This window comes from Lysobacter xanthus (assembly GCF_047159895.1).
Genome location: NZ_BAAGAB020000005.1, coordinates 28,945 through 52,144 on the forward strand (window position 1 = coordinate 28,945; position 23,200 = coordinate 52,144).

The 23,200-nt window shown below is 72.0% G+C and carries 26 protein-coding genes; 14 read left to right on the top strand and 12 right to left on the bottom strand.

Annotation, left to right across the window (positions count from 1 at the left end; genetic code table 11):
• Positions 1 to 61: 61 nt before the first annotated feature.
• The gene (locus ACY35P_RS03165) at positions 62 to 478 is read left to right on the top strand and encodes a hypothetical protein (RefSeq protein ID WP_462114375.1); all 417 of its coding nucleotides are present in this window, start codon (positions 62 to 64) and stop codon (positions 476 to 478) included.
• A gap of 85 nt (positions 479 to 563) precedes the next feature.
• Here ACY35P_RS03165 and ACY35P_RS03170 read toward each other — a convergent pair whose 3' ends face one another.
• The 4 genes from ACY35P_RS03170 to ACY35P_RS03185 all read right to left on the bottom strand — a co-directional run bounded on the left by ACY35P_RS03170 (position 564) and on the right by ACY35P_RS03185 (position 3,650).
• Entirely contained in the window at positions 564 to 1,649 is a 1,086-nt protein-coding gene (locus ACY35P_RS03170; protein ID WP_462114376.1) for a hybrid sensor histidine kinase/response regulator, read from the bottom strand.
• A 105-nt stretch (positions 1,650 to 1,754) separates the two neighbouring features.
• Positions 1,755 to 2,315 (bottom strand): pseudouridine synthase, encoded by a 561-nt coding sequence (locus ACY35P_RS03175; protein ID WP_462114438.1) that lies wholly within the window; start codon positions 2,313 to 2,315, stop codon positions 1,755 to 1,757.
• The gene (locus ACY35P_RS03180; RefSeq protein WP_462114377.1) at positions 2,309 to 2,890 is read right to left on the bottom strand and encodes a DUF7010 family protein; all 582 of its coding nucleotides are present in this window, start codon (positions 2,888 to 2,890) and stop codon (positions 2,309 to 2,311) included. Before ACY35P_RS03180 ends, ACY35P_RS03175 begins: the two co-directional genes overlap by 7 nt.
• On the bottom strand, positions 2,883 to 3,650 hold the full coding sequence (locus ACY35P_RS03185) for a class I SAM-dependent methyltransferase (RefSeq protein ID WP_462114439.1): 768 nt from the start codon (positions 3,648 to 3,650) through the stop codon (positions 2,883 to 2,885). The genes ACY35P_RS03180 and ACY35P_RS03185 overlap by 8 nt, the downstream gene beginning before the upstream one ends.
• A 217-nt stretch (positions 3,651 to 3,867) precedes the next feature.
• On the opposite strand from ACY35P_RS03185, the gene ACY35P_RS03190 reads away from it, so the two are divergent.
• On the top strand, positions 3,868 to 4,047 hold the full coding sequence (locus ACY35P_RS03190) for a hypothetical protein (RefSeq protein ID WP_462114378.1): 180 nt from the start codon (positions 3,868 to 3,870) through the stop codon (positions 4,045 to 4,047).
• A 44-nt stretch (positions 4,048 to 4,091) separates the two neighbouring features.
• On the opposite strand, the gene ACY35P_RS03195 is transcribed toward ACY35P_RS03190, so the two are convergent.
• Together ACY35P_RS03195 and ACY35P_RS03200 are read right to left on the bottom strand one after the other, a co-directional pair.
• On the bottom strand, positions 4,092 to 6,320 hold the full coding sequence (locus tag ACY35P_RS03195; protein WP_462114379.1) for an NADP-dependent isocitrate dehydrogenase: 2,229 nt from the start codon (positions 6,318 to 6,320) through the stop codon (positions 4,092 to 4,094).
• Positions 6,321 to 6,484: 164 nt separating this feature from the next.
• Positions 6,485 to 6,859 carry a YkgJ family cysteine cluster protein gene (locus ACY35P_RS03200; RefSeq protein ID WP_462114380.1) on the bottom strand — a complete coding sequence of 125 codons (375 nt, stop codon included), beginning with the start codon at positions 6,857 to 6,859 and terminating at the stop codon, positions 6,485 to 6,487.
• Between the two features lie 130 nt (positions 6,860 to 6,989).
• On the opposite strand from ACY35P_RS03200, the gene ACY35P_RS03205 reads away from it, so the two are divergent.
• The 3 genes from ACY35P_RS03205 (at position 6,990) to ACY35P_RS03215 (ending at position 10,530) form a co-directional block, all read left to right on the top strand.
• Complete coding sequence (locus tag ACY35P_RS03205) at positions 6,990 to 8,048, top strand: SPFH domain-containing protein (RefSeq protein WP_462114381.1); 1,059 nt, start codon at positions 6,990 to 6,992, stop codon at positions 8,046 to 8,048.
• 3 nt (positions 8,049 to 8,051) lie between these two features.
• Positions 8,052 to 9,170 carry a hypothetical protein gene (locus ACY35P_RS03210; RefSeq protein WP_462114382.1) on the top strand — a complete coding sequence of 373 codons (1,119 nt, stop codon included), beginning with the start codon at positions 8,052 to 8,054 and terminating at the stop codon, positions 9,168 to 9,170.
• A 127-nt stretch (positions 9,171 to 9,297) separates the two neighbouring features.
• Positions 9,298 to 10,530: an NHL repeat-containing protein gene (locus ACY35P_RS03215; protein WP_462114383.1), complete on the top strand. Its 1,233-nt coding sequence runs from the start codon at positions 9,298 to 9,300 to the stop codon at positions 10,528 to 10,530.
• A gap of 75 nt (positions 10,531 to 10,605) precedes the next feature.
• On the opposite strand, the gene ACY35P_RS03220 is transcribed toward ACY35P_RS03215, so the two are convergent.
• The 5 genes from ACY35P_RS03220 to ACY35P_RS03240 form a co-directional block, all read right to left on the bottom strand.
• A complete protein-coding gene (locus ACY35P_RS03220; protein WP_462114384.1) occupies positions 10,606 to 10,872 on the bottom strand; it encodes a DUF5985 family protein in 267 nt (88 codons plus the stop codon).
• Between the two features lies 1 nt (position 10,873).
• On the bottom strand, positions 10,874 to 11,131 hold the full coding sequence (locus ACY35P_RS03225) for a DUF5985 family protein (RefSeq protein ID WP_462114385.1): 258 nt from the start codon (positions 11,129 to 11,131) through the stop codon (positions 10,874 to 10,876).
• Positions 11,128 to 11,505 carry a hypothetical protein gene (locus ACY35P_RS03230; RefSeq protein WP_462114386.1) on the bottom strand — a complete coding sequence of 126 codons (378 nt, stop codon included), beginning with the start codon at positions 11,503 to 11,505 and terminating at the stop codon, positions 11,128 to 11,130. The genes ACY35P_RS03225 and ACY35P_RS03230 overlap by 4 nt, the downstream gene beginning before the upstream one ends.
• A 69-nt stretch (positions 11,506 to 11,574) precedes the next feature.
• Positions 11,575 to 11,997: a protein tyrosine phosphatase family protein gene (locus ACY35P_RS03235; protein WP_462114387.1), complete on the bottom strand. Its 423-nt coding sequence runs from the start codon at positions 11,995 to 11,997 to the stop codon at positions 11,575 to 11,577.
• An 11-nt stretch (positions 11,998 to 12,008) separates the two neighbouring features.
• A complete protein-coding gene (locus ACY35P_RS03240) occupies positions 12,009 to 12,311 on the bottom strand; it encodes an ArsR/SmtB family transcription factor (RefSeq protein WP_462114388.1) in 303 nt (100 codons plus the stop codon).
• Between the two features lie 88 nt (positions 12,312 to 12,399).
• Here ACY35P_RS03240 and ACY35P_RS03245 point away from each other — a divergent pair, with 88 nt between their 5' ends.
• From ACY35P_RS03245 to ACY35P_RS03260, 4 genes are read left to right on the top strand one after another with little or no spacing between them, the layout of a single operon-like run.
• Positions 12,400 to 13,269 carry an MBL fold metallo-hydrolase gene (locus tag ACY35P_RS03245; protein ID WP_462114389.1) on the top strand — a complete coding sequence of 290 codons (870 nt, stop codon included), beginning with the start codon at positions 12,400 to 12,402 and terminating at the stop codon, positions 13,267 to 13,269.
• Positions 13,266 to 13,691 carry a YeeE/YedE family protein gene (locus ACY35P_RS03250; protein ID WP_462114390.1) on the top strand — a complete coding sequence of 142 codons (426 nt, stop codon included), beginning with the start codon at positions 13,266 to 13,268 and terminating at the stop codon, positions 13,689 to 13,691. The genes ACY35P_RS03245 and ACY35P_RS03250 overlap by 4 nt, the downstream gene beginning before the upstream one ends.
• Complete coding sequence (locus ACY35P_RS03255) at positions 13,688 to 14,134, top strand: DUF6691 family protein (protein WP_462114391.1); 447 nt, start codon at positions 13,688 to 13,690, stop codon at positions 14,132 to 14,134. The genes ACY35P_RS03250 and ACY35P_RS03255 overlap by 4 nt, the downstream gene beginning before the upstream one ends.
• A complete protein-coding gene (locus ACY35P_RS03260; protein WP_462114392.1) occupies positions 14,113 to 14,622 on the top strand; it encodes a protein tyrosine phosphatase family protein in 510 nt (169 codons plus the stop codon). Before ACY35P_RS03255 ends, ACY35P_RS03260 begins: the two co-directional genes overlap by 22 nt.
• 40 nt (positions 14,623 to 14,662) lie before the next feature.
• On the opposite strand, the gene ACY35P_RS03265 is transcribed toward ACY35P_RS03260, so the two are convergent.
• The gene (locus tag ACY35P_RS03265) at positions 14,663 to 16,462 is read right to left on the bottom strand and encodes a DUF885 domain-containing protein (RefSeq protein WP_462114393.1); all 1,800 of its coding nucleotides are present in this window, start codon (positions 16,460 to 16,462) and stop codon (positions 14,663 to 14,665) included.
• A gap of 118 nt (positions 16,463 to 16,580) precedes the next feature.
• Between ACY35P_RS03265 and ACY35P_RS03270 the strand changes: the two genes are divergently transcribed.
• From ACY35P_RS03270 to ACY35P_RS03290, 5 genes are all read left to right on the top strand, one after another.
• Positions 16,581 to 16,979 carry a CopL family metal-binding regulatory protein gene (locus tag ACY35P_RS03270; RefSeq protein WP_462114394.1) on the top strand — a complete coding sequence of 133 codons (399 nt, stop codon included), beginning with the start codon at positions 16,581 to 16,583 and terminating at the stop codon, positions 16,977 to 16,979.
• A 65-nt stretch (positions 16,980 to 17,044) separates the two neighbouring features.
• On the top strand, positions 17,045 to 18,931 hold the full coding sequence (locus ACY35P_RS03275; RefSeq protein ID WP_462114395.1) for a copper resistance system multicopper oxidase: 1,887 nt from the start codon (positions 17,045 to 17,047) through the stop codon (positions 18,929 to 18,931).
• On the top strand, positions 18,928 to 20,160 hold the full coding sequence (locus ACY35P_RS03280) for a copper resistance protein B (RefSeq protein ID WP_462114396.1): 1,233 nt from the start codon (positions 18,928 to 18,930) through the stop codon (positions 20,158 to 20,160). The genes ACY35P_RS03275 and ACY35P_RS03280 overlap by 4 nt, the downstream gene beginning before the upstream one ends.
• A 79-nt stretch (positions 20,161 to 20,239) precedes the next feature.
• Positions 20,240 to 20,647 carry a heavy metal-responsive transcriptional regulator gene (locus tag ACY35P_RS03285; RefSeq protein WP_462114397.1) on the top strand — a complete coding sequence of 136 codons (408 nt, stop codon included), beginning with the start codon at positions 20,240 to 20,242 and terminating at the stop codon, positions 20,645 to 20,647.
• Positions 20,644 to 23,148: a heavy metal translocating P-type ATPase gene (locus ACY35P_RS03290; protein ID WP_462114398.1), complete on the top strand. Its 2,505-nt coding sequence runs from the start codon at positions 20,644 to 20,646 to the stop codon at positions 23,146 to 23,148. The genes ACY35P_RS03285 and ACY35P_RS03290 overlap by 4 nt, the downstream gene beginning before the upstream one ends.
• The last annotated feature ends 52 nt before the right edge of the window (positions 23,149 to 23,200 follow it).

Below are 23,200 nucleotides of genomic sequence, written 5' to 3' on the forward strand. Positions count from 1 at the left end.
CACGTCGCTTCGACCATTCACCGCCAACACTGGCTGCCGTATCCGCCGCAGGACCACGTCCATGAACACGCTCGATTCCCTGTCCGAACGCGCGCTCGACCTCGCCGGCCGTGCCGGTGACACGCTCAGCGGCCTCAAGCCGCGTGCATCGAGCCTGCTCGACACCGGCCTGAAGCTCGGCGCCGCGCGCGCCGGCGCCCGCGCCGGCCTGATGGTCGTCCGCCGCAATCCGGTGATCGCCGTCGCCACGCTGGCCGGTGCCGGCCTGCTCTGGTACGCCGCCCGCCGTCGCGCGCGCCGCGCCGAGGACGGCAATGGCCAGACCATCGAAGGCAGCGCCCGCCGCATCGCCGCGCGCAATGGCGACGAGACCGGCACCAAGCGCGCCCGGGGCGGCCGCAAGACGACCGGCACCAAGCGCGCCGGCGGCGCCCGCAAGCGCAGCACGTCGGCCAGCGAGAGCCGCACGGAACACTGAGTCAACGAGGCGGTCGGCCCGGGCCGACCCGTGGATGCCGCCGCATTGCCGGCGGCATCTTCGTTTCCGGGGTGCGGAAACCGCCTCAGGCGGTCTGCGGCAGCTCGATCACGAAGCGCGCGCCGCCGCTCTTGCGGTCCTCGTACCAGAGCTGGCCGCCGGCCTTCTGCACGATCTGCTTGGCGAGCGAAAGGCCCAGGCCCGACGAGATGCCGTCGTCGCCCTCGTGCAGGCGCACGAAGGGCTTGAACAGCTCGCGCTGCTTCGCCGCGGGGATGCCCGGGCCGCGGTCGGCCACCACGAGCTGCCAGTAGCCGGGCGCGCCGGGACGGCCGGCGATGGTCAGCGCGCTGTTGGGCGCGTACTTCATGACGTTGGTGATCAGGTTCTCGCTGACCTGCCGCAGCACGCGCTCGTCGATCCGCACGTGCACGTCCTGCGCCGGGCGCTGCACCTGCACCTGGATGCCGCGCGCCTCGAGCTGGTACTCGTAACGCTGCACGAGCCAGTCGATGGTGTCGGAGAGCGAGGCGCGCGTCGCGTTCGACAGGTCCTCGCCGCGGCCGTGGCTCTCGAGGTACTGGCGGATGTAGCCCAGCGCGTCGGTCGCGCTCTCGTGGATCATCGACATGTAGCGCGGCACGCGCTCGGGCTTGGTCGCGCCGGTGATCAGCATCTCGCTGGCGAACAGCACCGACGAGAGCGGGTTCTTGAGGTCGTGCGCGACGAGGTTGACCAGCTCCTCGCGCTCGCGGGCGACGCGCTCGAGGCGGTCGCGGGTCAGCTTGAGGCCGACGTGCGCGGACACGCGCGCCAGCAGTTCCTCGGGAAGGAACGGCTTGGTGACGTAGTCGACCGCGCCGGCATCGAAGGCGCGGAGCAGCAGGTCGCGATCCTGCGCGGCGGTCACGAAGACGACCGGCACGCTCGGCGGCGCCGCGCCCGCACGCATCTCCTCGATCACCTGGAAGCCGTCCATGCCGGGCATCATCATGTCGAGCAGCACGAGGTCCGGCGGCTCGGTCTCGCAGATCTCGAGCGCCTTGGGCCCGCAGTCCGCGGTCACGACCTGGTAGCCCTGGCGCGACAGCAGCATGCCGACAACCCGCAGGTTCGCGGGCTGGTCGTCGACGACGAGGATCTTCGCTGCGGTACCGATGGAACTGACCATTCGCCCTCGCGACGCGGCGTCATCCATGACGCGTTCAGGAACCGACGACCTTAGCAGACGGCTCCCGCGTTATGCCGCGGCGCCTATTCATTTTCGGTGAACGGTTCACCCCCGCAGCGCGCGGTCGTCGCCGTCGAGGTGGCGCCACTCGCCGGGTGCCAGGCCGTCGAGCCGATGCGGGCCGATCGCCACGCGCACCAGTCGCAGCGTCGGCAGGCCCACCGCCGCGGTCATCCGTCGCACCTGGCGGTTGCGGCCTTCGGTGATGACGATCTCGAGCCAAGCATCGGGCACCGACTTGCGGAACCGCACCGGCGGATCGCGCCGCCACAGGGCCGGCGCGTCGAGACGACGCACGGTCGCCGGCCGCGTGGGGCCGTCGTTGAGGCGCACGCCGGCACGCAAGGCATCGAGCTGCGCGTCCTGCGGATCGCCCTCCACCTGCACCCAGTAGGTCTTGGGCTGCTTGTGGCGCGGATCGGTGAGCCGGTGCGCGAGCGCGCCGTCGTCGGTGAGCAGCAGCAGGCCTTCGCTGTCGTGGTCCAGCCGTCCGGCCGGGTACACGTCCGGTGGCAGGCCGAAGGCGGCCAGCGTGGGCCGCGGCGGCGTGCTGCGGTCGGTGAACTGCGTCAGCACGCCGAACGGCTTGTTGAGCGCGATCAGCACGCGCCTTCGCGCCGGTTGCGTCGCCACGTCGCCGCGCCGCACAGCGCGTAGAGCACGGCCATCGACGCGGGGATGGTGACGTTCGCCTGCGACGGTGCCAGTGCCTGCAGCGCCGCACCGATCGCTGCGCCCGCGATGCCGAGCACGTAGTACGCGGGCGCCCGGTACAGCCAGCCGTAGGGCAGGAAATGCGCGCCGATCGTCGCGGCGAGCGCGAAGGCGACCAGGCGTACCTCCATCACCAGCAGCGCGACGATCAACGGCCCGCCCAGCAGTTGCCCGACCGTGATCGCGCCGACCACGCCGCGGAAGTCGCTGCCGCGCGCGATGAGATCGCCCCCGAGCGCGCGGTTGAGCAGGTAACCGCCCGGGTACACGAGCGCGGCGCCGATCGCCGAGAACAGGCCGAGCCGCGCGGGATCCAGCCCCGCGAAGCGCGCGACGCCCGCCCTCGCGGCCCAGAACACCGCCGCCGCGAGCGTCATGCCGACGCCGCGACGGGTGATGCACGCCAGCCGCCAGCGCGCCGCGCCGAGCGGCGCGACGTCGACCCAGGCCGGTGGGCGGTCAGGCACGCGGCTTCACGAAGCGCAGCGTCATGCGATCGCTCTCGCCGATCGCCTTGTACTTCGCGTCGTCGGCCGCGTCGTGCTGGTTGCTGGGCGGCAGCATCCACACGCCGTTCGGGTGGTCCTTCGTGTCGCGGGGGTTGGCGTTGATCTCGCTCTGCCCGTCGAGCACGAAGCCCGCGGCCTTCGCCATCGCGATCACCTGCGCCTGGCCGACGTAGCCCGACTTGTCGGTGGCCGGCACGTCGGCCTTGGCGCGGTGCTCCACCACGCCGAGCACGCCGCCGGGCTTCAGCACGTCGAAGAAGCCCTTGAACATCGATTCCGCGGTGCCGGCCATGCGCCAGTTGTGCACGTTGCGGAAGGTGAGCACGACGTCGGCCGAACCGGCCGGGCCGAACGACGGGTTCTTCGGATCGAAGCCGACGATGCGCGCGCGCCCGAACTGCGCGGGGGCGGCGTCGAACTTCTGCTGCAGGCCGTCGCGACCCTTTGCGTAGTACTCGCGCGCCTTGTCGCTCGTCTGCGAGGCCGGGTCGATCACGGCGGCGACGTACTGCCCGCTGTCCTTGAGGTACGGCGCAAGGATCTCGCTGTACCAGCCCGGCGCGGGCGTGATCTCGATGACCGTCTGGTCGCCGCGCACGCCGAAGAAACCCAGCGTCTCCTTCGGATGACGCCAGGTGTCACGCGCGCGGTTCTCGGGGCTGCGCCAGGCGCCGCCGATCGCGCCGTCGAGCGCGGCGCCCATGCCATTGGTGACCATCGGGCGGCCTTCGCCGGTCGGGGTGCTGGCGCAGGCGGTGAGCAGGAGGGTGGACGTCAGGGCGGCGAGCAGGATCGTGCGCATGGAGCACTCCGGCGGATGGGGGAAGCCCCGCAGCTTACCGGTGCCACGGCCGCCGTCGAACTGCAACGCGCCCGGCATGGGGCTGTCATCGACACACGGCAGGCTGGCTGCACCGATCCCCCGGAGCCTGCCGATGGATGTCCTCGCCGCCCTCCAAGCTCGCCCGCATGCCGCGCCCGCCGGCGTCCTGCAGGCGCTGCAGATGCAGCGCCGCCACGCCTGCGACGACTGCTGCGCCTTCGGCCCGGACGCCGACGACGAGGCGCCCGCGACCCCGGTCGACCAGGAGTTCGAGGAATTCTTCTTCGAGTGAGGGAGGCCGCGCGGGGACAGGGACGTCCCCGCGCGGCCGGGCCGTCAGCCGCGCAGGCCGTCGATCACCGCGTTGAGCGTCGCGCTCGGGCGCATCGCGGCGGCGAGCTTGCCGAGGTCGGGCTGGTAGTAGCCGCCGATCTCGACGGGGCGGCCCTGCACCTCGACCAGCTCGCGCAGGATCTGCGCCTCGTTCTCGGTCAGCGCCTTGGCGACCGGCGCGAAACGTGCCGCGAGCTCGGCGTCGGCCGTCTGCGCGGCGAGCGCCTGCGCCCAGTACTGCGCGAGGTAGAAGTGGCTGCCGCGGTTGTCGAGCTCGCCCACCTTGCGCGCCGGCGAACGGTTCTCGTCGAGGATGCGCGCGTTCGCGGCGTCGAGCGCATCGGCCAGCACCTGCGCGCGCGCATTGCCGGTGCGGTTCGCGGTGTGCTCGAACGAGGCGGCGAGCGCGAGGAATTCGCCGAGCGAATCCCAGCGCAGGTAGTTCTCCTCGACGAACTGCTGCACGTGCTTCGGCGCCGAGCCGCCGGCGCCCGTCTCGAACAGGCCGCCGCCGGCCATCAGCGGCACGATGGACAGCATCTTCGCCGACGTGCCGAGCTCCATGATCGGGAACAGGTCGGTGAGGTAGTCGCGCAGCACGTTGCCGGTGACCGAGATCGTGTCCTGCCCGCGACGGATGCGCTCGAGCGAGAACTTCATCGCCTCGACGGGCGAGAGGATGCGGAGGTCGAGCCCGGCCGTGTCGTGGTCCTTCAGGTAGCGCTCGACCTTCGCGATCACTTCGCGGTCGTGCGCACGGTTCGAATCGAGCCAGAACACGGCCGGCGTGTTCGACAGGCGCGCACGGTTCACGGCGAGCTGCACCCAGTCGCGGATCGGCGCGTCGCGGGTCTCGCACATGCGGAAGATGTCGCCGGCCTCGACCGCCTGCTCGAGCAGCACGTTGCCCGACGCGTCGACGACGCGCACGGTGCCCGCGGCCGGCAGCTGGAACGTCTTGTCGTGCGAGCCGTATTCCTCGGCCTTCTGCGCCATCAGGCCGACGTTCGGCACCGAGCCCATCGTAGCCGGGTCGAACGCGCCGTTCGCCTTGCAGTCGTCGATCACGACCTGGTAGATGCCCGCGTACGAACGGTCCGGGATCACCGCCTTCGCGTCCTGCAGCTTCCCCTCGGCGTTCCACATGCCGCCGCTGTCGCGGATCATCGCGGGCATCGAGGCGTCGACGATGACGTCGCTCGGCACGTGCAGGTTGGTGATGCCCTTGTCCGAGTTCACCATCGCGAGCGCCGGACGGTTCGCGTAGACCGCGGCGAGGTCGGCCTCGACCTGCGCGCGCACGCCGGCGTCGAGCTGGGGCAGGCGCGCGTAGAGGTCGCCGATGCCGTTGTTCGCGTCGAAGCCCACCGAGGCCAGCGCATCGGCGTGCTTCGTCACCACGTCGGAATAGAAACGGTTGACCGCGACGCCGAACATGATCGGGTCGCTCACCTTCATCATCGTGGCCTTCAGGTGGAGCGAGAACAGCACGCCCTGCGCCTTCGCATCGGCGATCTGCGCGTCGATGAACGCGGCGAGCTTCGACGTGCTCATCACCGCGGCGTCGATCACTTCGCCGGCGGCCAGCGACGTCTTCGCCTTCAGCACCTGCGAGCCGCCGTGCGCGCCGACGAATTCGATGCGCACGTCGGTGGGCGCATCGACCGTGACCGAGCGCTCGCTGCCGTAGAAGTCGCCCTCGTCCATGTGCGCGACATGCGCCTTCGACTCGCCGGACCACTTGCCCATGCGATGCGGGTGCTTGCGCGCGAACGCCTTCACCGACGCGGGCGCGCGGCGGTCGGAATTGCCCTCGCGCAGCACCGGGTTCACCGCCGAGCCCATGACGCGGCCGTAGCGGGCGCGGGCGTCGCGCTCGGGATCGGTGCGCGGCTCTTCCGGGTAGTCCGGCAGGGGATAGCCCTTGCCCTGCAGCTCGCGGATCGCCGCCTTGAGCTGCGGCACCGAGGCCGAGATGTTCGGCAGCTTGATGATGTTGGCTTCAGGCGTCTTCGCCAGCTCGCCGAGTTCGGCGAGGTCGTCGTGCACCGCGCGGTCGCCGAGCAGTTCCGGGAACTGCGCGAGGATGCGGCCGGCGAGCGAGATGTCGCGCGTCTCCACGGCGATGCCCGCGGCGCGGGCGAAGCCTTCCACGATCGGCAGCAGCGAGGCCGTGGCGAGGAAGGGGGCTTCGTCGGTCAGCGTGTAGAGGATGCGGGGGGTATTCGACATGGACGGCACTCGCTGAAGCGGGGCGACGACGCGGGGGCGCCGTGCGGAGGCGATGCGGGATCGCGGGACCGCGCATTGTCGCGTCTGCCGCGGGTGCGGGCAAAACGCCGCGGGTCATGGCCTGATGACGGCCGGTTGGCGACGCGGCGACCGTGCGCGGTCGCTCAGGCCGGCGCGAGCGGTGCCTCGACGCCCGCCCAGTCCGACGGGCCGAGCGGCGCGAGGCCGTGCGCGGCGCGGGCGCGGTCGCACTGCGGGCTCGGCACGCCGCCCTCGCCGCTCGCCTGCAGTTCGCGGCACGGCGAAGGCCGGAGCGCGTAGATCGAGCAGGCCGTGGCGCCGCCGACCTCGCCGCGCAGGGCCACGCAGCGCATCGCGCCGCCGCCGAAGGTGCCGCGCATCACCACGCGATGCGGATCCAGGGGTTCGGTGAGTTCGGCCGGCGTGGCGCCGCCGGTGGCGGCGTCGGCCTCCGACCAGTGGAAGGCGACGCGGAGCGCGGCGCAGCAGGCACCGCAGGCGAGGCAGGGATGGGACATGGCGGCGATGCGTCGGGACACGTGCAGCCTAGCGCGGCGCCGTCTCGCCGCGGCCGGCGCCTGCGCGCGGCGGCCGCCGCATGCCTAGAATCGGTGCGACGGGCGCAGTCGCGCCAACGCAGGAGCAGACATGGGCGTTCTGGATTTCATCAAGGGCCAGGCGATCGAGATCCTCGAATGGACCGACGACTCGCGCGACACGCTGAGCTGGCGCTTCCCGGACGAGGACAAGGAGATCAAGAACGGCGCGCAGCTGATCGTGCGCGAGAGCCAGGCGGTGCAGTTCGTCGCCGCGGGCCAGTTCGCCGACCTGTTCCCGCCGAGCCCCGGCAAGCCGTACACGCTGTCGACCCAGAACATCCCGATCCTCTCGCGGATCCTGGGCTGGAAGTACGGCTTCGAGTCGCCGTTCAAGTGCGACGTCTACTTCCTCAACACCCGGCTGTTCACCGGCAACAAGTGGGGCACCGCGAACCCGGTGATGATGCGCGACGCCGACTTCGGCCTCGTGCGCCTGCGCGCGTTCGGCACCTACGACTTCCGCATCGTCGACGCGCAGCGCTTCCTGCGCGAGGTGGCCGGCACCGACCAGAACTTCCGCCTCGACGAATTCGCCGAGACGATGCGTTCGCGCATCGTCAGCGTGTTCACCGAGGCGCTCGCCACGGCGAAAGTGCCCGCGCTCGACATCGCCACGCGCTACAGCGAGCTCGGCGAGGCACTGCTGCCGGTCGTCAATCCGATCATGCAGGGCAAGTACGGCATCGAGATCACCGGCTTCGTGGTCGAGAACGTCTCCGTGCCGCCGGAAGTCGAGCAGGCGATCGACAAACGCTCGGGCATGGCCGCGGTCGGCAACCTCAACGACTACGTGAAGTTCCAGATGGGCTCGACGATGGGCCAGGGCGGCGGCAGCGTGGCCGCGGCGCCCGCCGAGATGGCGATGGGCTTCGCGATGGCGCAGCAGATGATGCAGGGCATGCAGGCGGGCGCCGGCGGTCCGCCGCCGTTGCCGTCCGCGGCACCCGCGCTTGACGTCCTGACGCCCGAGCAGGCGGCGCAGGCGCTCGGCGTCTCGGTCGAGGACGTGGTCGCGACGCTCGAGAAGGGCGAGCTGAAGGGTCGCAGGATCGGCAACGCCTGGCGCATCGCGCGGGCGTCGCTCGACGAGTACCTGCGCGGCGCCTGAGGCATGGCCACGGCTGCGGTGCCCGCGCCGGATGCGGCGCTCGACAAGCGCGCCTGCCCGGAGTGCGGCGGCGACCTGCAATGGAACGCCGCGAAGAAGGGGCTCGTCTGCCCGTACTGCGGGACGGTCGCGCCGTGGGCGCCCGACGAGGGCACGCCGGGCGCGATCGCCGAGATCGACCTCGCGAACGCCCTGGCGAAGGCCGACGACGGCGGGCGCGGCTACGGCGACGGCCGTCGCCAGGTGCAGTGCACGAGCTGCAAGGCGATCTCGGTGTTCGAGCCCGAGCGCGTCGCCGACCGCTGCGCGTTCTGCGGTTCGCCCGCCGTGGTGCCGTACGAAGCGCTGAAGGACGCGATCACGCCGCAGAGCCTGCTGCCGTTCTGCATTCCCGAACCGCAGGTGCGCGAGTCGATCCGGCGCTGGTACGGCACGCGCTGGTTCGCGCCGAACCGCCTCAAGAAGGCGGCGCTCGCCGACACGCTGCGCGGCCTGTACCTGCCGTACTGGACGTTCGACGCGCACGTGCATGCCGCGTGGACCGCCGAGGCCGGGCATTACTACTACACGACCGAGCGCGTGCTGCGGAACGGCCGCTACGAGACGCAGCAGGTGCGGCACATCCGCTGGGAACCCGCCGCCGGCGAGCTCGACCATTTCTTCGACGACGACCTCGTGCCCGGCAGTTCGGGCGCGCATGCCGCGTTGCTCGACAAGATCGAGCCGTTCCCGACCACCACCGACCTCAAGGCCTATGCACCCGAGTTCGTGCGCGGCTGGACGGTCGAGCGCTACCAGGTCGACCTGCGCCTCGCCGCCGAGCTCAACATGGCGCAGATGGAGCGCGCCGTGCACGACCTCTGCGCGCAGGCGGTGCCCGGCGACACCCATCGCAACCTGCAGGTGCAGTCGAGCTATCGCGGCCGCACGTTCAAGCACGTGCTGATGCCGGTCTGGCTGGTGAGCTACACCTACGGGCGCCGCGCGTTCCAGCTGCTGGTCAACGGCTACACCGGCGCGATCGCGGGCGAACGCCCCTGGAGCTGGATCAAGATCACGTTCGCGGTCCTGGCTGCGCTCGTCGTGGTCCTCGGTTACCTCGCGCTCGACGGTTCCAGGTAGCCGGCGGTACCCCCGCGGGAGGCTCCAACCCGGACGCCCTCCGTGATCGGCGTCACAAAAAAGTTGCGGCGCAGCGCACGCTGCGTCACCCTTCGGGCGGGCTCGGTGCCCACATCAGGGGAAACGAATGAATATTTTCCGCAGCGGCCTTCGCCGGGCCGCATTCGCAGTCGCGTTGGTGCCGGCGGCGCTCGTCGCGCCCGCCCAGGCGCAGACGGTGTCGACCACGGCCGGTAACGGGACCGTGGGTTACAGCGGCGATGGCGGTCCCGCCACGTCCGCGAGCCTCAGCGCTCCCATCGGGGTCGACGCGGACGCGGCCGGCAACCGCTATATCGCGGACTACACCGGCTTCCGCGTCCGCAAGGTCGACCCCGCCGGGACGATCTCGACGGTCGTGGGCACTGGCGCGCGCGGTTTCTCCGGCGATGGCGGCCCCGCGAGCGCTGCGGCCATCGGCTATGTGTACGACATCGCCGCGGACCGCGTCGGGAATCTCTATCTCGCCGACTACGAAAACCAGAGGATCCGGCGCATCGCGGCGGACGGGACGATCAGCACGATCGCCGGCACCGGCGTACAGGGATCCGGCGGCGACGGCGGCCCGGCGGTGAACGCCCAGCTGGACTACCCGGTCGGCGTGGCGGTCGATGCCGGCGGGGCGGTGTACTTCACCGAGTACGGCGGCTGCCGGATCCGCAAGATCGGCGTGGACGGCACCATCAGCCTCGTGGCCGGCACCACCTGCGGTTACAGCGGCGACAACGGCCCGGCGACCGCCGCGCAGATCAGCAACCCCGTGAACCTCACCGTCGATTCGGCGGGCAACGTCCTGTTGTCCGAGTACATCAGCAATCGCATCCGCCGCATCGATACGTCCGGCGTGATCACGACGATCGCCGGCACCGGGGCCCCGGGGTCGACGGGCGACGGCGGTCCGGCGACGGTCGCGACGTTTACCGCACCGTGGGGCCTGGCCACCGACGGGGCGGGCAACCTCTACGTGTCCGAATTGACGGGCGCGCGCATCCGTCGCATCGCACCGAACGGGATCGTCACCACGTTCGCAGGGACGGGTGTGCCCGGTTACAACGGCGACGGGCAGGCGGCATCCGTTACGCAGTTCACCACCCCTGCCGGACTGGCGATCGCGAACGGCGCGCTCTATGTCGCCGAGTACCAGCCGGCCCGCCTCCGCCGCATCGCGTTGTTCACCACCTGCGCGGCGCAGGGCTACACAGGTTCGAAGCTGACGATGTGCAAGCAGGTCTGCGAAGGCTCCGCGACGGGCAGCACGCTCAATGCGCTGATCAAGATGTACGTCACGCTGTACAAGGAACAGCCGGCCTGCTCCCGCTGAGCCCGTTCGTTCGATACGGGACGCCCTCCGCGGAGGGCGTCTTTTGGCGGCCGGCGGCGTCGCCCGCCGGCAGGTTCAGTCGCGGCGACCTGCGCTGACGTTCTTGTCGACGATCCCGCCCAGGATCAGCGCGAAGAAGACGAGGCGCGCGACGAGGTAGGGCGTCGTCGCCTCGTCGCCGGCGCCCTGCCAGGCGAACACCGCACGGTTCACCGCTTCCAGCAGGAAGGCGGCCGCGAACCACAGGAACAGGCGGTCGCGGCCGGTGCGCCAGAAGCGCAGGAACAGCAGCGCGGCTACCGCCGAGCCCATCGAGATCATGCCGAGCAGGAACAGCTGCACGTCAGCGTTCCTCCATGATCAGGCCGTAGACCAGGCTGCCGACCGCGAGCAGCGACAGGCCCTGACGCAGCGGCCACAGCGCGAGCCCCGGGAAGACGACGAAGTCGAGCACCAGCACGACGTTGGCGGCGGCGAGCAGCGCGAAGCAGATCGCGCTCCAGACCAGCATGCGCGAGCCCACGCGGCGTGCGCCGAGCCCGAGCATGACCGCGCAGGCGAGCGCGGCGAGCGCGCAGAGGGTGTAGATCAGCGTGTTCAATCGCCCCTCCGCAGCCGGAAGGCATCGGCGAAGTCGCGGGCCTGGCGCTCGAGCCCGGAGTGGATGAGCTCGGTCACGGCGACGACGTGCCGGCTGTAGATCGCGGCGAGCTGGTCGACCATCGCATCGAGCTGGCCCGACGCCGGCGCGTAGCGCACGGTTTCGCCGTCGACGCGGGCGAGGCCTTCGTCGCAGAGCTCCCCGACCAGCGCCTGCACGCGCGCGTCGGGCAGGTATAGCCGCACCGCCAGCTCGTGCACGGACCAGGCCTCGACACGCGAGCGCACCAGCAGCAGCGCTTCGAGCATCGGGACGGAATGGATCTTGGCGACCACGAACCGGCGGAGGTCCGGAGTGAGTGCGGCGACGGCCATGCGCGCATGCTCGCGGCCCGGCGCAGGCGACGCAAGCCCTTGATCTTCAAGGCGTGACGTGCAGACGGCTCAGCCGAGCATCGCCGCGACCGTGGGTTCGAGGCCGGCCAGGCCGGCGGAGCGGCCCCGCGCCAGCGCCGCCTCGGGGGAATCGCCGTGGCTCCAGGCCCGATCCAGGGCGACCAGCGCGCCGACCCGGTTCGCGGTGCCGCAATGCACCAGTGCCGGGCCGCGCGCCCGGGCCTCGGCGATCGATGCCGCGAAGCGGGCGACCGTCGCCGGCACCAGGTCGGCGGGGCCGGCCACGGGGAGTGCCACGTAATGCAGGCCGAGCGCCGCGGCGACCGCCGGTTCGTCGTAGCCGCGGTCCTCGTCGGGGGCGCGCAGGTCGATCACGGTCCGGAAGCGGCGCGCCGCGAGCTGGCGCAGGTCCTCCGCGTCGGGCTGGCCGCTCGCGTGGAGGCCGCCGTCGATGGGCTTGAGGTCGAGCACGGGGCCTCCGGTCAGGCGTTCGGGACGGACGCGGCGGGCGCGCAGTACGCCGCATGCAGCGCTTCGAGCACGCCGAGCGCCGGGCTCGGCTCGAGCGCGTAGTAGATGGCCTGCGCCTCGCGGCGGGTGCGCACGAGCCCGGCCGCCCGCAGCACGGCGAGATGCTGGGACAGTGCCGACATCGACCACGTGCCCAGCGCCTGCAGCTCGGAGACCGCGGCCTCGCCTTCCACCAGCCGGCACAACACCAGCAGGCGCGCCGGGTGGGCGAGCGACTTCAGCAGCGCGGCGGCCGCGGCGGCGTGCGCGGCCATCGAGGGATCGGGTGCAGGCGGCTGCATCGGCTTGACGGATAATTTAGACGATCCTAATTTAGGGACGGCTCAACCAGGAGGCAAGCCCGTGTCCCCATCCGCCCAGGTCGAGCCGTTCTACGACCGCGACACCAGCACCTTCACCTACGTGGTCTACGACCGCGACGGAGGCCGCGCGGCGATCGTCGACCCCGTGCTCGACTACGACGCCGTGGCCGCCCGCACGGCGACGCGCTCGGCCGAGGCCCTTCTCGCCTTCGTCCACGCCCAGGCGCTGACGGTGGACTGGATCCTCGAGACCCATGCGCATGCCGATCACCTGACCGCCGCCGCCTGGCTGCGCGACCGGCTGGGCGCGAAGGTCGCGATCGGTGCGGGCATCGTCGACGTGCAGCGCCGTTTCGCGCCGCTGTTCGGCGCCGGGTCCGGCCTCGAGCCCGACGGCCGCCAGTTCGATCGGCTGTTCGTCGACGGCGACACCTTCGACGTCGGCACGCTCCAGGCCCGCGTGCTGGCGACGCCCGGCCACACCGACGATTCGCTCACCTACGTGATCGGCGATGCCGCCTTCGTCGGCGACACCCTGTTCGCTCCCGAGACCGGCACCGCCCGCTGCGACTTTCCCGGCGGCGACGCGGCGCGCCTGCATGCCTCGATCCGGCGCATCCACGACCTGCCGGAGCACACCCGCCTGTTCCTGTGCCATGACTATCCGAACGGCCGCGAGCCGCGCGCGGCATGGTCGCTCGACGAATCGCGCGGGAACGTGCACCTCACGGACCTCGACGCCGAGGCCTACGTCGCGTTGCGGCGCGCCCGCGACGCCACGCTGCCGCCGCCGCGGCTGATCCTGCCGGCGCTGCAGGTGAACCTGCGCGCGGGCCGGCTGCCGGAGCCGGACGCCGACGGCATCCGTTACCTGCGGCTGCCGCTCAACCAGCTCGGCGCCCGCACGTGAGCGACTGGCTGCCCGCGCTGGGCGGTGGCGTGCTCATCGGCCTCGCCGCGGTGCTGCTGCTCGTGCTCACGGGCCGCCTCGCCGGCATCAGCGGCATCGCCGGGGGCCTGCTGCCGCCGGCGCGGGGCGACGCGGCGTGGCGCCTGGCCTTCATCGCGGGGCTGTTCGCCGCGGCCGGGTTGTACATCGCGCTGGTGCCCGGCGCGCCGCAACCGCGCAGCGGCTACCCGGGCGGGCTGCTCGTCGCCGCCGGCCTGCTGGTGGGCTTCGGTACCCGGCTCGGCAACGGTTGCACGAGCGGCCACGGGGTCTGCGGGCTCGGGCGCTTCTCGCTGCGCTCGCTCGCGGCCGTCGCCACGTTCATGGCGACCGGCATCGCGACCACCGCGCTGCTGCGCCACGTCGCGGGGAGCGCCGGATGAAGCCGACGATCCCGGCCGCGCTCGCCTCCGGCGCGCTGTTCGGCCTCGGCCTCGCGATGTCCGGCATGGCCGACCCGCGCCGGGTGATGGCCTTCCTCGACGTGTTCGGCGCCTTCGACCCGCGGCTGCTCGCCGTGCTGGGCGGCGCGGTCGCGACCACCGCGCTGCTGTTCCCGCGCATCCTGCGCCGGCCGCGCCCGGTGTTCGCGCCGCGGTTCGCGCTGCCGTCGACCGCGCGCATCGACCGCCGCCTGCTCCTCGGTGCCGCGCTGTTCGGCATCGGCTGGGGGCTCGCCGGCTACTGCCCGGGGCCCGCGCTGGCCGGGCTCGCTGTCGGCAATCGCGACGCGTGGATCTTCGTCGCGGCGATGGCCGCCGGCATGCTGCTGCACCGCCCCTTCGAACCCGTGGAGACGCCCGGATGCGACTGCGCTTCCTCCTGACCGCCGCGCTCGCGCTCGCCGGATGCGCCACGACACCGCCGGCGACCCGGCCGGACGTCGCCTTCGCCGAACCGTCGCCCGGCGTGTACGCGGCCGGTCGGCTCGCGCCGACGGACGTCGACGCCCTCGCGCGGGCCGGGGTCCGCGGCGTCATCGACCTCAGCCTCGACACGGAGACGCCGGACTTCGATGAAGCCGCCGCCGTGCGCGGGGCCGGCCTGCGTTACGACGCGCTGCCGGTGAAGGGTGCCGACGGACTCACGCGCGAGCGCGTGGTCGCGTTCGACCGCCTGCTGCGCGATGCGCGCAGGCCGGTGCTGGTGCACTGCGCGAGCGGCAACCGCGTCGGCGCGATGGCCGCGCTGCGGGCGGGCTGGCTGCAGGGCCGCGACCTCGAGGCCGCGCTCGCCGAGGGTCGGCGCTGGGGCCTCAAGGGCCTCGAACCCGAGGTGCGGCGGCGGCTCGAGGCCGGGTCCGCCGCGCCCTGAAGCGGACGACCGCCGCGGTGCGCGGCGGTCGCGTCCACGGTCAGCGGATCGGCTCGTCGAGCATCAGCTGCCGCGCGAAGCGCACCGGCGGCGCGCCGTAGCTCAGCACCTTGTCGTGGTAGGCCTTGAGCTCGAACGCCGGGCCCAGCTTCGCTTCCACCGCCTTGCGCGTGTCGAACTGTTCCTGCACCCCGACGAAGTAGGTCGGCAGCTGCGCGCTGGAGAGCTGCGCGCGCACCCACTTGCCCGCCGCCTCGCGCTCCTGCTGGAAGGCGTCGTGCATCATCAGGTGCATCGCCTGCTCGCGGCTCCAGCCGTCGACGTGCACGCCCTGGTCGAGGATCGCGTTGGAGATGGTGCGCAGGTAGAACTTGAGCTGCACGAGGCGGAACAGCGGGTCCGAATCCATGTAGCCGGCGTCGGCCATCATGTCCTCGGTGTAGACCGCCCAGCCTTCGGCGAACAGGCCCGAGCGCAGCACGCCCCGCAGCGGCGACGGATAACGTGCGGAGTACGCACCCTCGAGGTAATGCCCCGGCATCGCCTCGTGAATGGTGAGCAGGTGGATCATCCGCGAGTTGTATTCACGCAGGAACGATTCGGCCTGCGCGGACGTCCACTCGTCGGGGATCGGCGAGATCGCGAAATACGTGTCGAGGCCCTTGTCGAGCGGGCCCGGGGAATCGGCGTAGGCGACCGCGACGCCGCGCTGGAATTCCGGCATCAGGATGATCTTGACCGGATCGTTCGGCACGGTGACGAGGTTCTTCTCGCGCGCGAACTGCGTGGCCTGCGCGAGCGCGGCCTTCGCCGCGTCGACGACGCCGGCACGGGTGGGATGCTCGCGATACGCCAGTTCCAGTGCGGCCTCGATCGCCTTCTGCCGCTGCGCATCGGTGGGGTTCGCCGGCAGCGCGGGCGCGCCCTTCTTGCCCTTCAGCACGGTCTGCGCGATGCCGTACATGTCGCCGCGGACGCGGCTGATCTCGGCCTTCGCGCGGTTGCCGATCTCCTCGCGCGAGAGCGAGGACATCAGCGCGAACTTGAGCTTCTGGTCGTACATCTCGCGGCCGATGCGGAAGTCGCCCTTCGCGTTCGGCAGCAGCGTGGTGTCGAGCCACGCCTGCTGCTCGGCGACGGCCTTGCGCAGGGTCGCGACCGCCGCATCCAGCCGGCTGCGGTCCTCGCCCGTGAGCTGTCCGGCATTGGGCACGATGAAGCCGTCGATGAGCTGCAGCAGGCCGCCGTTCTGCTTCGCCACGGTCTCGGCATGGATCTTCGGCACGCGCGCCGGATCGAGGTTGGCGCGCATCTGCGCGAGCAGCGCGGGGAGCTGCTCCATGCGCGCGGTGGCCGACTTCAGGCGCTGCGGCATCGGCGCGAACTCGCGCGCCATGAGGTTGTAGATCGCGCCGCCGGCGAGGCCGCTGTAGAGCTGCGGATCCCACGCCCAGCTCTGGAAGGTCTCCATGTTCCAGATGTCGGACTGCAGCTGGTTGCGCAGGATCAGCGCGTCGACCTGGCTCTCGCGCGAAAGCTGGGACGCATCGATCGCGTCCAGGCGCGCGAGCATCGTGCGGCTGAAGTCGACGAGCTTCTGCCGCCCCGCCGCGGACACGTCCTCGACGCAGTCGTCGAAGCGGTGGTCGCCCAGCTGCGTGGCCGACACCGGGTTGAGCCGCATCCAGCCGTCGAGCCAGTCGTCGGTGACCGCCTTGAAGCGCGCGTCGGCGGTCGTCGCGGCGGCGACGGGCGGCGGCACGTCGGGTCGCGCGGTCGGCGCCGACTGGCAGCCGGCGAGGGCGAGGGTCAGGGCGGCGGCGAGGAGCGTGGCGCGCATGGCGGTACCGGTGGAGACGGGAGGCTCCGATCATAGCGGCGGCACCGGGCGCGTCGGCGCCGCCCGGCGTTCATGCCCGGTGAGCGCACCGCGCAGCGCGCGGGACTACACTGGCGGCGTGCGCCTGCTCCCGCTGCTGATGCGTCTGCTGCTCTGCCTCGCCCTCGTCGCCAATGGCATCGCGGGCGCGCAGGCCAGCGTGCGCATGGCCTATGCGCACGCGACGCCGGCACGCATGATCGCCGCGGTCGACGACACGTCCGACGTCCCGCCCTGCCATCGCCACCATGAGACGGCGCCGGTGGCGGCCGCGCACGACGAGGCCCCGATGCCGGGCCACGGCGACTGCTGCAAGGACGGGCGCTGCGACTGCCCGTGCGCGCCCTCGCTGCTGCAGGCCGCGCTCGCGATGCGGCTGCCCGTGCGCCCCGGCACGGCCAGCGTCCAGATCTCGCCGCCGACGAGTGCGCATCGCGCGCCGCGCCTGCCGCACCTGATCCGACCTCCCATCGGCTAACGACTTCAGCGCCCCCCGGGCGCATCCGGCGTGCGCGCCGTCCGTCGTCAGTCCCTGGAGTCGATATGCCGTTCCCGTTCCCCGATGCCCGCGAGGGCGTCCTCCTGCCGTCGCGTCGCCGCTTCGTGCAGGGCCTCGCCGCCGGTGGCGCGTTCCTCGCGCTCGGCGGCCATCGCGCCGCCTACGCCGCCGTGCCTGCGCGCATGCCCGAATTGCGCGGCACCGAATTCGACCTGTCGATCGGCGAGACGCCCGTCGACTACACCGGGCGCGTGCGGCCGGCGGTCACCGTCAACGGCGCGTTGCCGGCGCCGACGCTGCGCTTCCGCGAAGGCGACACCGTCACCCTGCGGGTGCGCAATGCGCTGCCGCCGGGCTCGATCCACGGCCACGAGACGTCGCTGCACTGGCACGGCCTGCTGCTGCCCGCGAACATGGACGGCGTTCCGGGTATCTCCTTCGACGGCATCCACCGCGGCGAGGCCTACGTCTACCGCTTCGACGTGCGCCAGTCCGGCACGTACTGGTATCACGCGCACTCGGCGATGCAGGAGCAGGCGGGCCTGTACGGCGCGCTCATCATCGATCCGCGCGAGCCCGAGCCGTTCGACTACCAGCGCGAGCACGTGGTGCTGCTCTCGGATTGGACCGACCTGTCGCCGGCGCAGCTGCTCGCGCGGCTCAAGAAGATGTCGAGCCACGACAACCTGTACCAGCGCACCGTGGCGGACTTCGCGCGCGACGCGAAGCGCGACGGCCTGCGCGCCACGCTCGCCGACCGCGGCATGTGGGGCCGCATGCGGATGACGCCGACGGACCTGTCGGACGTCAACGGCAACACCTACACCTACCTCATGAACGGCATCACCGGCCCGGGCAACTGGACCGGCCTGTTCGCACCGGGAGAGAAGGTGCGCCTGCGTTTCATCAACGGCTCGGCGATGACGTACTTCGACGTGCGCATTCCCGGCCTCGCGATGACGGTGGTGGCGGTCGACGGGCAGAACGTGCATCCGGTGACCGTCGACGAATTCCGCATGGGCGTGGCGGAGACGGTCGACGTGATCGTCGAGCCGCGCGGGCAGGACGCGTTCACCGTCTTCGCGCAGGACAGCGCGCGCACCGGCTACGTCTCGGGCACGCTCGCCGTGCGCGAGGGCCTGCGTGCGCCGGTGCCCGCGCTCGATCCGCGCCCGATCCTCACCATGGCGGACATGGGCCACGGCGGGCACTCGATGGCGGGCATGGACGCGCCCGCACCGGCGACCGGTCACGAAGGTCATTCGATGACCGGCATGGACCACGCCGGCATGGATCATTCGATGCACGGCGCGGCGCCCGCGGCGTCGGCGACCGGCCACGCGGGCCATGCGATGCCGGCCGCGTCGGGCGCAACGGCGCATGCGGGCCATGGCACCGGCGATACGATGCAGGCGCATCCCGCGAGCGAATACGCGAGCCCGCTGGTCGACATGCATTCGATGTCGCCGGCGCCGCGCCTCGACGATCCGGGCCCCGGGCTGCGCGACAACGGCCGGCGCGTGCTGACCTACTCGATGCTGCGCAGCCTCTCGGGCGATCCCGACGGACGCGAGCCGGGCCGCGACGTCGAACTGCACCTCACCGGCCACATGGAGCGCTTTGCCTGGTCGTTCGACGGCCTGAAGTTCGCCGACAGCGCGCCGCTGGTGTTCGAGTACGGCGAGCGCCTGCGGATCACGCTGGTGAACGACACGATGATGTCGCACCCGATCCACCTGCATGGCATGTGGAGCGACCTTGAGGACGCCGACGGCGAGTTCATGGTGCGCAAGCACACCGTCGACATGCCGCCCGGCACCAAGCGCAGCTATCGCGTGCGCGCCGACGCGCTCGGCCGCTGGGCGTATCACTGCCACATGCTCTACCACATGGAAACCGGAATGATGCGGACCGTGGAGGTGCGCGAATGAAGACATTCGCGACGCTCGCCCTGCCCGTCGCGCTGGCCCTCACCGGTACCGCGCAGGCGCAGCACGAGGGCCACACGATGCCCGGCATGACGCATTCGATGCCCGGCATGGACCATCCGATGCCGGCTCCCGTGAAGAAGACGGTCGCGAAGAAGCCCACCGCGAAGAAGCCCACCGCGAAGAAGCCGGCCGCGAAGAAGCCGGCTGCGACCCGGCCTGCGGCGAAGAAGCCAACGGCCCGAACGTCCGGGCCCGCCCGGAAGCCGGTCGCTCCGCACGCGGCGCATGCGGGCCACGCGCCCGCCACCGCGCCCGATCCGCATGCCGGCCACGACACGGATGGGCAGAAGACCGACGCCTATGCAGGCCATGACATGGGTGCGATGGAGGGCATGTCCCACGCCGGACACGACATGGGCGCGATGGACGCCGCGACGCACGCCGCCCACGGTACGGATGCGAAGCAGGCCGATGCCCACGCGGGCCATGACATGGGCGCGATGCACGGCAGCGCCTCGACCGCACCGCGCACCCCGCTCCCCGCGATCACGGACGCCGATCGCGTGGCCGCGTTTCCGGTGCTCGCCAGTGGCCATGCCGCGCATGACCGCACGCCCCACGGCTATGCCCTTCTCGACCGCCTCGAGGTGAACGACGGCGGCGGCGGCGCCTGGGAAGCACGCGCCTGGTACGGTGGCGACGTCGACCGCGCCTGGCTGCGCAGCGGCGGCCATGTCGACGGCGGCCGCGTCGAGGACGCGAGCGTCGAACTGCTCTACGGGCATCTCGTGAGCCCGTGGTGGGACGTGGTCGGCGGCGTGCGGCAGGACTTCGGCGACGGTCCGTCGCGGACGTGGGCGGCGGTCGGCGTACAGGGGCTCGCACCGTACAAGTTCGAGGTGGAGGCCACCGCCTACATCGGCGACGGCGGGCGCACCGCCGCACGGCTGGAAGCGGAGTACGACACGCTGCTCTCCAACCGCCTGATCCTGCAATGGCGCGGCGAAGCCGACCTGTACGGGCGCGACGACGCACGTCGCGGCATCGGTCGCGGCCTGTCCACCGTCGAAGCCGGCGCGCGGTTGCGCTACGAGGTCACCCGCCGCTTCGCGCCCTACGTCGGCGTCGAGGTCGAACGTGCGTTCGGCCGCACCGCGGACCTGCGGCGCGACGACGGCGACGCCGCACGCGATACGCGTGTCGTCGCGGGACTGCGGCTGTGGTTCTGACGGCGACGCGCGGCACGGGGCTTGACCCTGGACCGTGGTCCGGGGTGCACCGTGCGCGTCCCGCCCCCGAGATGCAGCCATGAAAATCGGCGAACTCGCGCGACGCGTCGGCGTGCCCATCGACACCGTGCGCTACTACGAACGCAACGGCCTGCTGCCGCCGCCCCCGCGGCGCGCCTCGGGCTACCGCGACTTCGAGGACGCCGACGTCGCGCGCCTACAGTTCGTGCTCCGCGCCAAGATGCTCGGCTTCACGCTCGCCGAGATCCGCGAGCTCGCCGAACTCGCGCAGGCCCATGGCGGCGATGCGCGGCATATCCGCGCCATCGCCGCGGACCGCCTCGCCCAGATCGAGGAGCGCATCGGGCAGCTCGCACGCGTGCGTGACGCGCTGCGGGCCGTGATCGCCAAATGCCCGGGCGACGGGCCCGTCGACGGCTGCCCGATCCGCGCCGCCATCCTCCACGACGCGAGGCCCCAGCCATGAACGCCGACGACCGCGTCCTCGATCCCGTCTGCGGCATGCGCGTCGCGCCCGATTCGCCGCATCGTGCGATGCACGACGGCGTCGACCATCGCTTCTGCTCCGCCGGTTGCCGCGCGAAGTTCGTCGAGGCACCGGAGAAATACGTCGCGCATCGGGATGCCGCGCGCGCAAAGGTGACGGACCCCGTCTGCGGCATGCGCGTCGCGCCCGATTCGCCGCATCGTGCGATGCACGACGGCGTCGACCATCGCTTCTGCTCCGCCGGTTGCCGTGCGAAGTTCGTCGCCTCGCCCTCGACGTACCTGGAGGCCGACGCCCGCTCGGGTGCCGGTCCCGCCTGCCACGCGCATGCCGTGCCGCCGCCTGAGTCCTCGGGCCCCGCGGCGCCGGGCACGATCTATACCTGCCCGATGCATCCGGAGATCCGTCAGGACCATCCCGGCAGTTGCCCGATTTGCGGCATGGCCCTCGAGCCGCTGCTTCCGACGGCGGACGACGGTCCCTCGCCCGAACTCGCCGACTTCACCCGCCGCTTCGCATGGACGCTTCCGTTGACGATCGCGGTCGTCGCGCTCGCCATGCTCGGGCATCGCCTGCCGTGGGCGGCGTCGACGCGCACGTGGATCGAGTTCGCGCTCGCCACGCCCGTCGTGCTCTGGGCCGGCGCGCCGTTCTTCGCGCGCTGGGCCGGGTCGATCCGGAATCGTGCGCCGAACATGTGGACGCTGATCGGCACCGGCGTGGGCGCGGCCTACGGCTACAGCGTCGTTGCGACGCTCGCGCCCGGCCTGTTCCCGCCCGAGTTCCGGATGCACGGCCGCGTCGGCGTGTATTACGAGGCGGCCGCGGCGATCGTCTCGCTGACGTTGCTCGGCCAGGTGATGGAGCTGCGCGCGCGCTCGAAGACGTCGGGTGCGATCCGTGCGCTGCTCGGCCTCGCGCCGACCACCGCGCGTCGCATCGCCGCCGACGGCAGCGAGCACGACGTGCCGCTCGGCGATGTCGTGCCCGGCGACGTGCTGCGCGTGCGCCCGGGCGAGAAGGTGCCGGTGGATGGCGTGGTGATCGACGGCGAATCGAGCGTCGACGAGTCGATGCTCACCGGTGAGCCCATGCCGGTCGGCAAGCGCGCCGGCGCGAAGGTGATCGGCGCGACGCTCAACACGACAGGGGCACTACGCATCCGCGCCGAGGCGGTGGGCGAGGCAAGCGTGCTCGCGCGCATCGTGCAGCTGGTCGGGCAGGCGCAGCGCTCGCGCGCGCCGATGCAGCGCATGGCCGATCGCGTCGCCGGCGGCTTCGTGCTCGCGGTGCTCGCCGCCGCCGTGCTCACGTTCGTGGGCTGGGGGGTCCTCGCCGGCCAGTGGACGCATGCGGTGCTCAATGCCGTGGCGGTGCTGATCATCGCCTGCCCCTGCGCGCTCGGGCTCGCCACGCCGATGTCGGTGATGGTGGCGACCGGTCGCGCCGCGCAGGGCGGCGTGCTGTTCCGCGACGCCGAGGCGCTGGAGCGGCTGCGCGAGGTCGACACGCTGATCGTCGACAAAACCGGCACGCTCACCGAAGGCCGGCCGGCGTTCCACAGCGTGCAGGCGCTCGACGGCGACGACGCCGACGCGATGCTTCGGCTCGCGGCCTCGCTCGACCGCGGCAGCGAACACCCGCTGGCGACCGCGATCGTCGCCGAGGCGCAGCGTCGCGGCCTCGCGCTCGCCGATGCGGAAGGCTTCGATTCGGAGACCGGCTCGGGCGTGCGCGGCCGGGTCGACGGCCATGCACTGCTGCTCGGCAACACCGCGCTGATGCGCGCGAACGGGGTCGACGTCACCCGGCACGTCGACGCCGCCGAGGCGTTGCGCATGCAGGGCGCGAGCGCGATGTTCCTCGCGGTCGACGGCCGGCCGGCCGCGCTCGTCGCGGTGGCCGATCCCATCAAGTCGACCGCGGCGGCCGCGCTGCGCGAACTGCGCGACGCCGGATTGCACGTGGTGATGGCCACCGGCGATGGCGCGACGACGGCCCGGGCGGTCGCGCGCACGCTCGGCATCGACGAGGTGCACGGCGAGGTGCGCCCGGAGGACAAGGCCGCGCTGGTCGCGCAGCTGAAAGCGAACGGCCGCCGCGTGGCGATGGCGGGCGACGGCATCAACGACGCGCCCGCGCTCGCCGCGGCCGACGTCGGCATCGCGATGGGCACCGGCACCGACGTCGCGATGTCGACCGCGCAGGTGACGCTGGTGAAGGGCGACCTGCGCGGCATCGCCCGCGCCCGTGCCCTGTCGCAGGCGACGGTGGCGAACATGCGCCAGAACCTGCTGTTCGCGCTGGCCTACAACGCGCTGGGCGTGCCGGTCGCGGCCGGCGTCCTGTACCCGTTCACCGGCTGGCTGCTGAGCCCGATGCTCGCCGCGCTGGCGATGAGCCTGAGCTCGGTGTCGGTGGTGGCGAACGCGCTCCGGCTCGACCGGCAGGCGCTGCGCACGGCCACCCCGTCGCGCTGACCTCGCGCCGCGCAAAAAAAAGGACGCCGCATGCGCGGCGTCCTTCCTCGTC

Excerpts from the sequence above, each read along its gene's own strand:
- ACY35P_RS03165 (WP_462114375.1), top strand. The coding sequence starts at position 62 with ATGAACACGCTCGATTCCCTGTCCGAACGCGCGCTCGACCTCGCCGGC.
- ACY35P_RS03170 (WP_462114376.1), bottom strand. The coding sequence starts at position 1,649 with ATGGTCAGTTCCATCGGTACCGCAGCGAAGATCCTCGTCGTCGACGAC.
- ACY35P_RS03185 (WP_462114439.1), bottom strand. The coding sequence starts at position 3,650 with ATGGTCACCAATGGCATGGGCGCCGCGCTCGACGGCGCGATCGGCGGC.
- ACY35P_RS03190 (WP_462114378.1), top strand. The coding sequence starts at position 3,868 with ATGGATGTCCTCGCCGCCCTCCAAGCTCGCCCGCATGCCGCGCCCGCC.
- ACY35P_RS03195 (WP_462114379.1), bottom strand. The coding sequence starts at position 6,320 with ATGTCGAATACCCCCCGCATCCTCTACACGCTGACCGACGAAGCCCCC.
- ACY35P_RS03200 (WP_462114380.1), bottom strand. The coding sequence starts at position 6,859 with ATGTCCCATCCCTGCCTCGCCTGCGGTGCCTGCTGCGCCGCGCTCCGC.
- ACY35P_RS03205 (WP_462114381.1), top strand. The coding sequence starts at position 6,990 with ATGGGCGTTCTGGATTTCATCAAGGGCCAGGCGATCGAGATCCTCGAA.
- ACY35P_RS03210 (WP_462114382.1), top strand. The coding sequence starts at position 8,052 with ATGGCCACGGCTGCGGTGCCCGCGCCGGATGCGGCGCTCGACAAGCGC.
- ACY35P_RS03215 (WP_462114383.1), top strand. The coding sequence starts at position 9,298 with ATGAATATTTTCCGCAGCGGCCTTCGCCGGGCCGCATTCGCAGTCGCG.
- ACY35P_RS03230 (WP_462114386.1), bottom strand. The coding sequence starts at position 11,505 with ATGGCCGTCGCCGCACTCACTCCGGACCTCCGCCGGTTCGTGGTCGCC.
- ACY35P_RS03240 (WP_462114388.1), bottom strand. The coding sequence starts at position 12,311 with ATGGCCGCGCACGCCGCCGCGGCCGCCGCGCTGCTGAAGTCGCTCGCC.
- ACY35P_RS03255 (WP_462114391.1), top strand. The coding sequence starts at position 13,688 with ATGAAGCCGACGATCCCGGCCGCGCTCGCCTCCGGCGCGCTGTTCGGC.
- ACY35P_RS03260 (WP_462114392.1), top strand. The coding sequence starts at position 14,113 with ATGCGACTGCGCTTCCTCCTGACCGCCGCGCTCGCGCTCGCCGGATGC.
- ACY35P_RS03265 (WP_462114393.1), bottom strand. The coding sequence starts at position 16,462 with ATGCGCGCCACGCTCCTCGCCGCCGCCCTGACCCTCGCCCTCGCCGGC.
- ACY35P_RS03275 (WP_462114395.1), top strand. The coding sequence starts at position 17,045 with ATGCCGTTCCCGTTCCCCGATGCCCGCGAGGGCGTCCTCCTGCCGTCG.
- ACY35P_RS03280 (WP_462114396.1), top strand. The coding sequence starts at position 18,928 with ATGAAGACATTCGCGACGCTCGCCCTGCCCGTCGCGCTGGCCCTCACC.
- ACY35P_RS03285 (WP_462114397.1), top strand. The coding sequence starts at position 20,240 with ATGAAAATCGGCGAACTCGCGCGACGCGTCGGCGTGCCCATCGACACC.
- ACY35P_RS03290 (WP_462114398.1), top strand. The coding sequence starts at position 20,644 with ATGAACGCCGACGACCGCGTCCTCGATCCCGTCTGCGGCATGCGCGTC.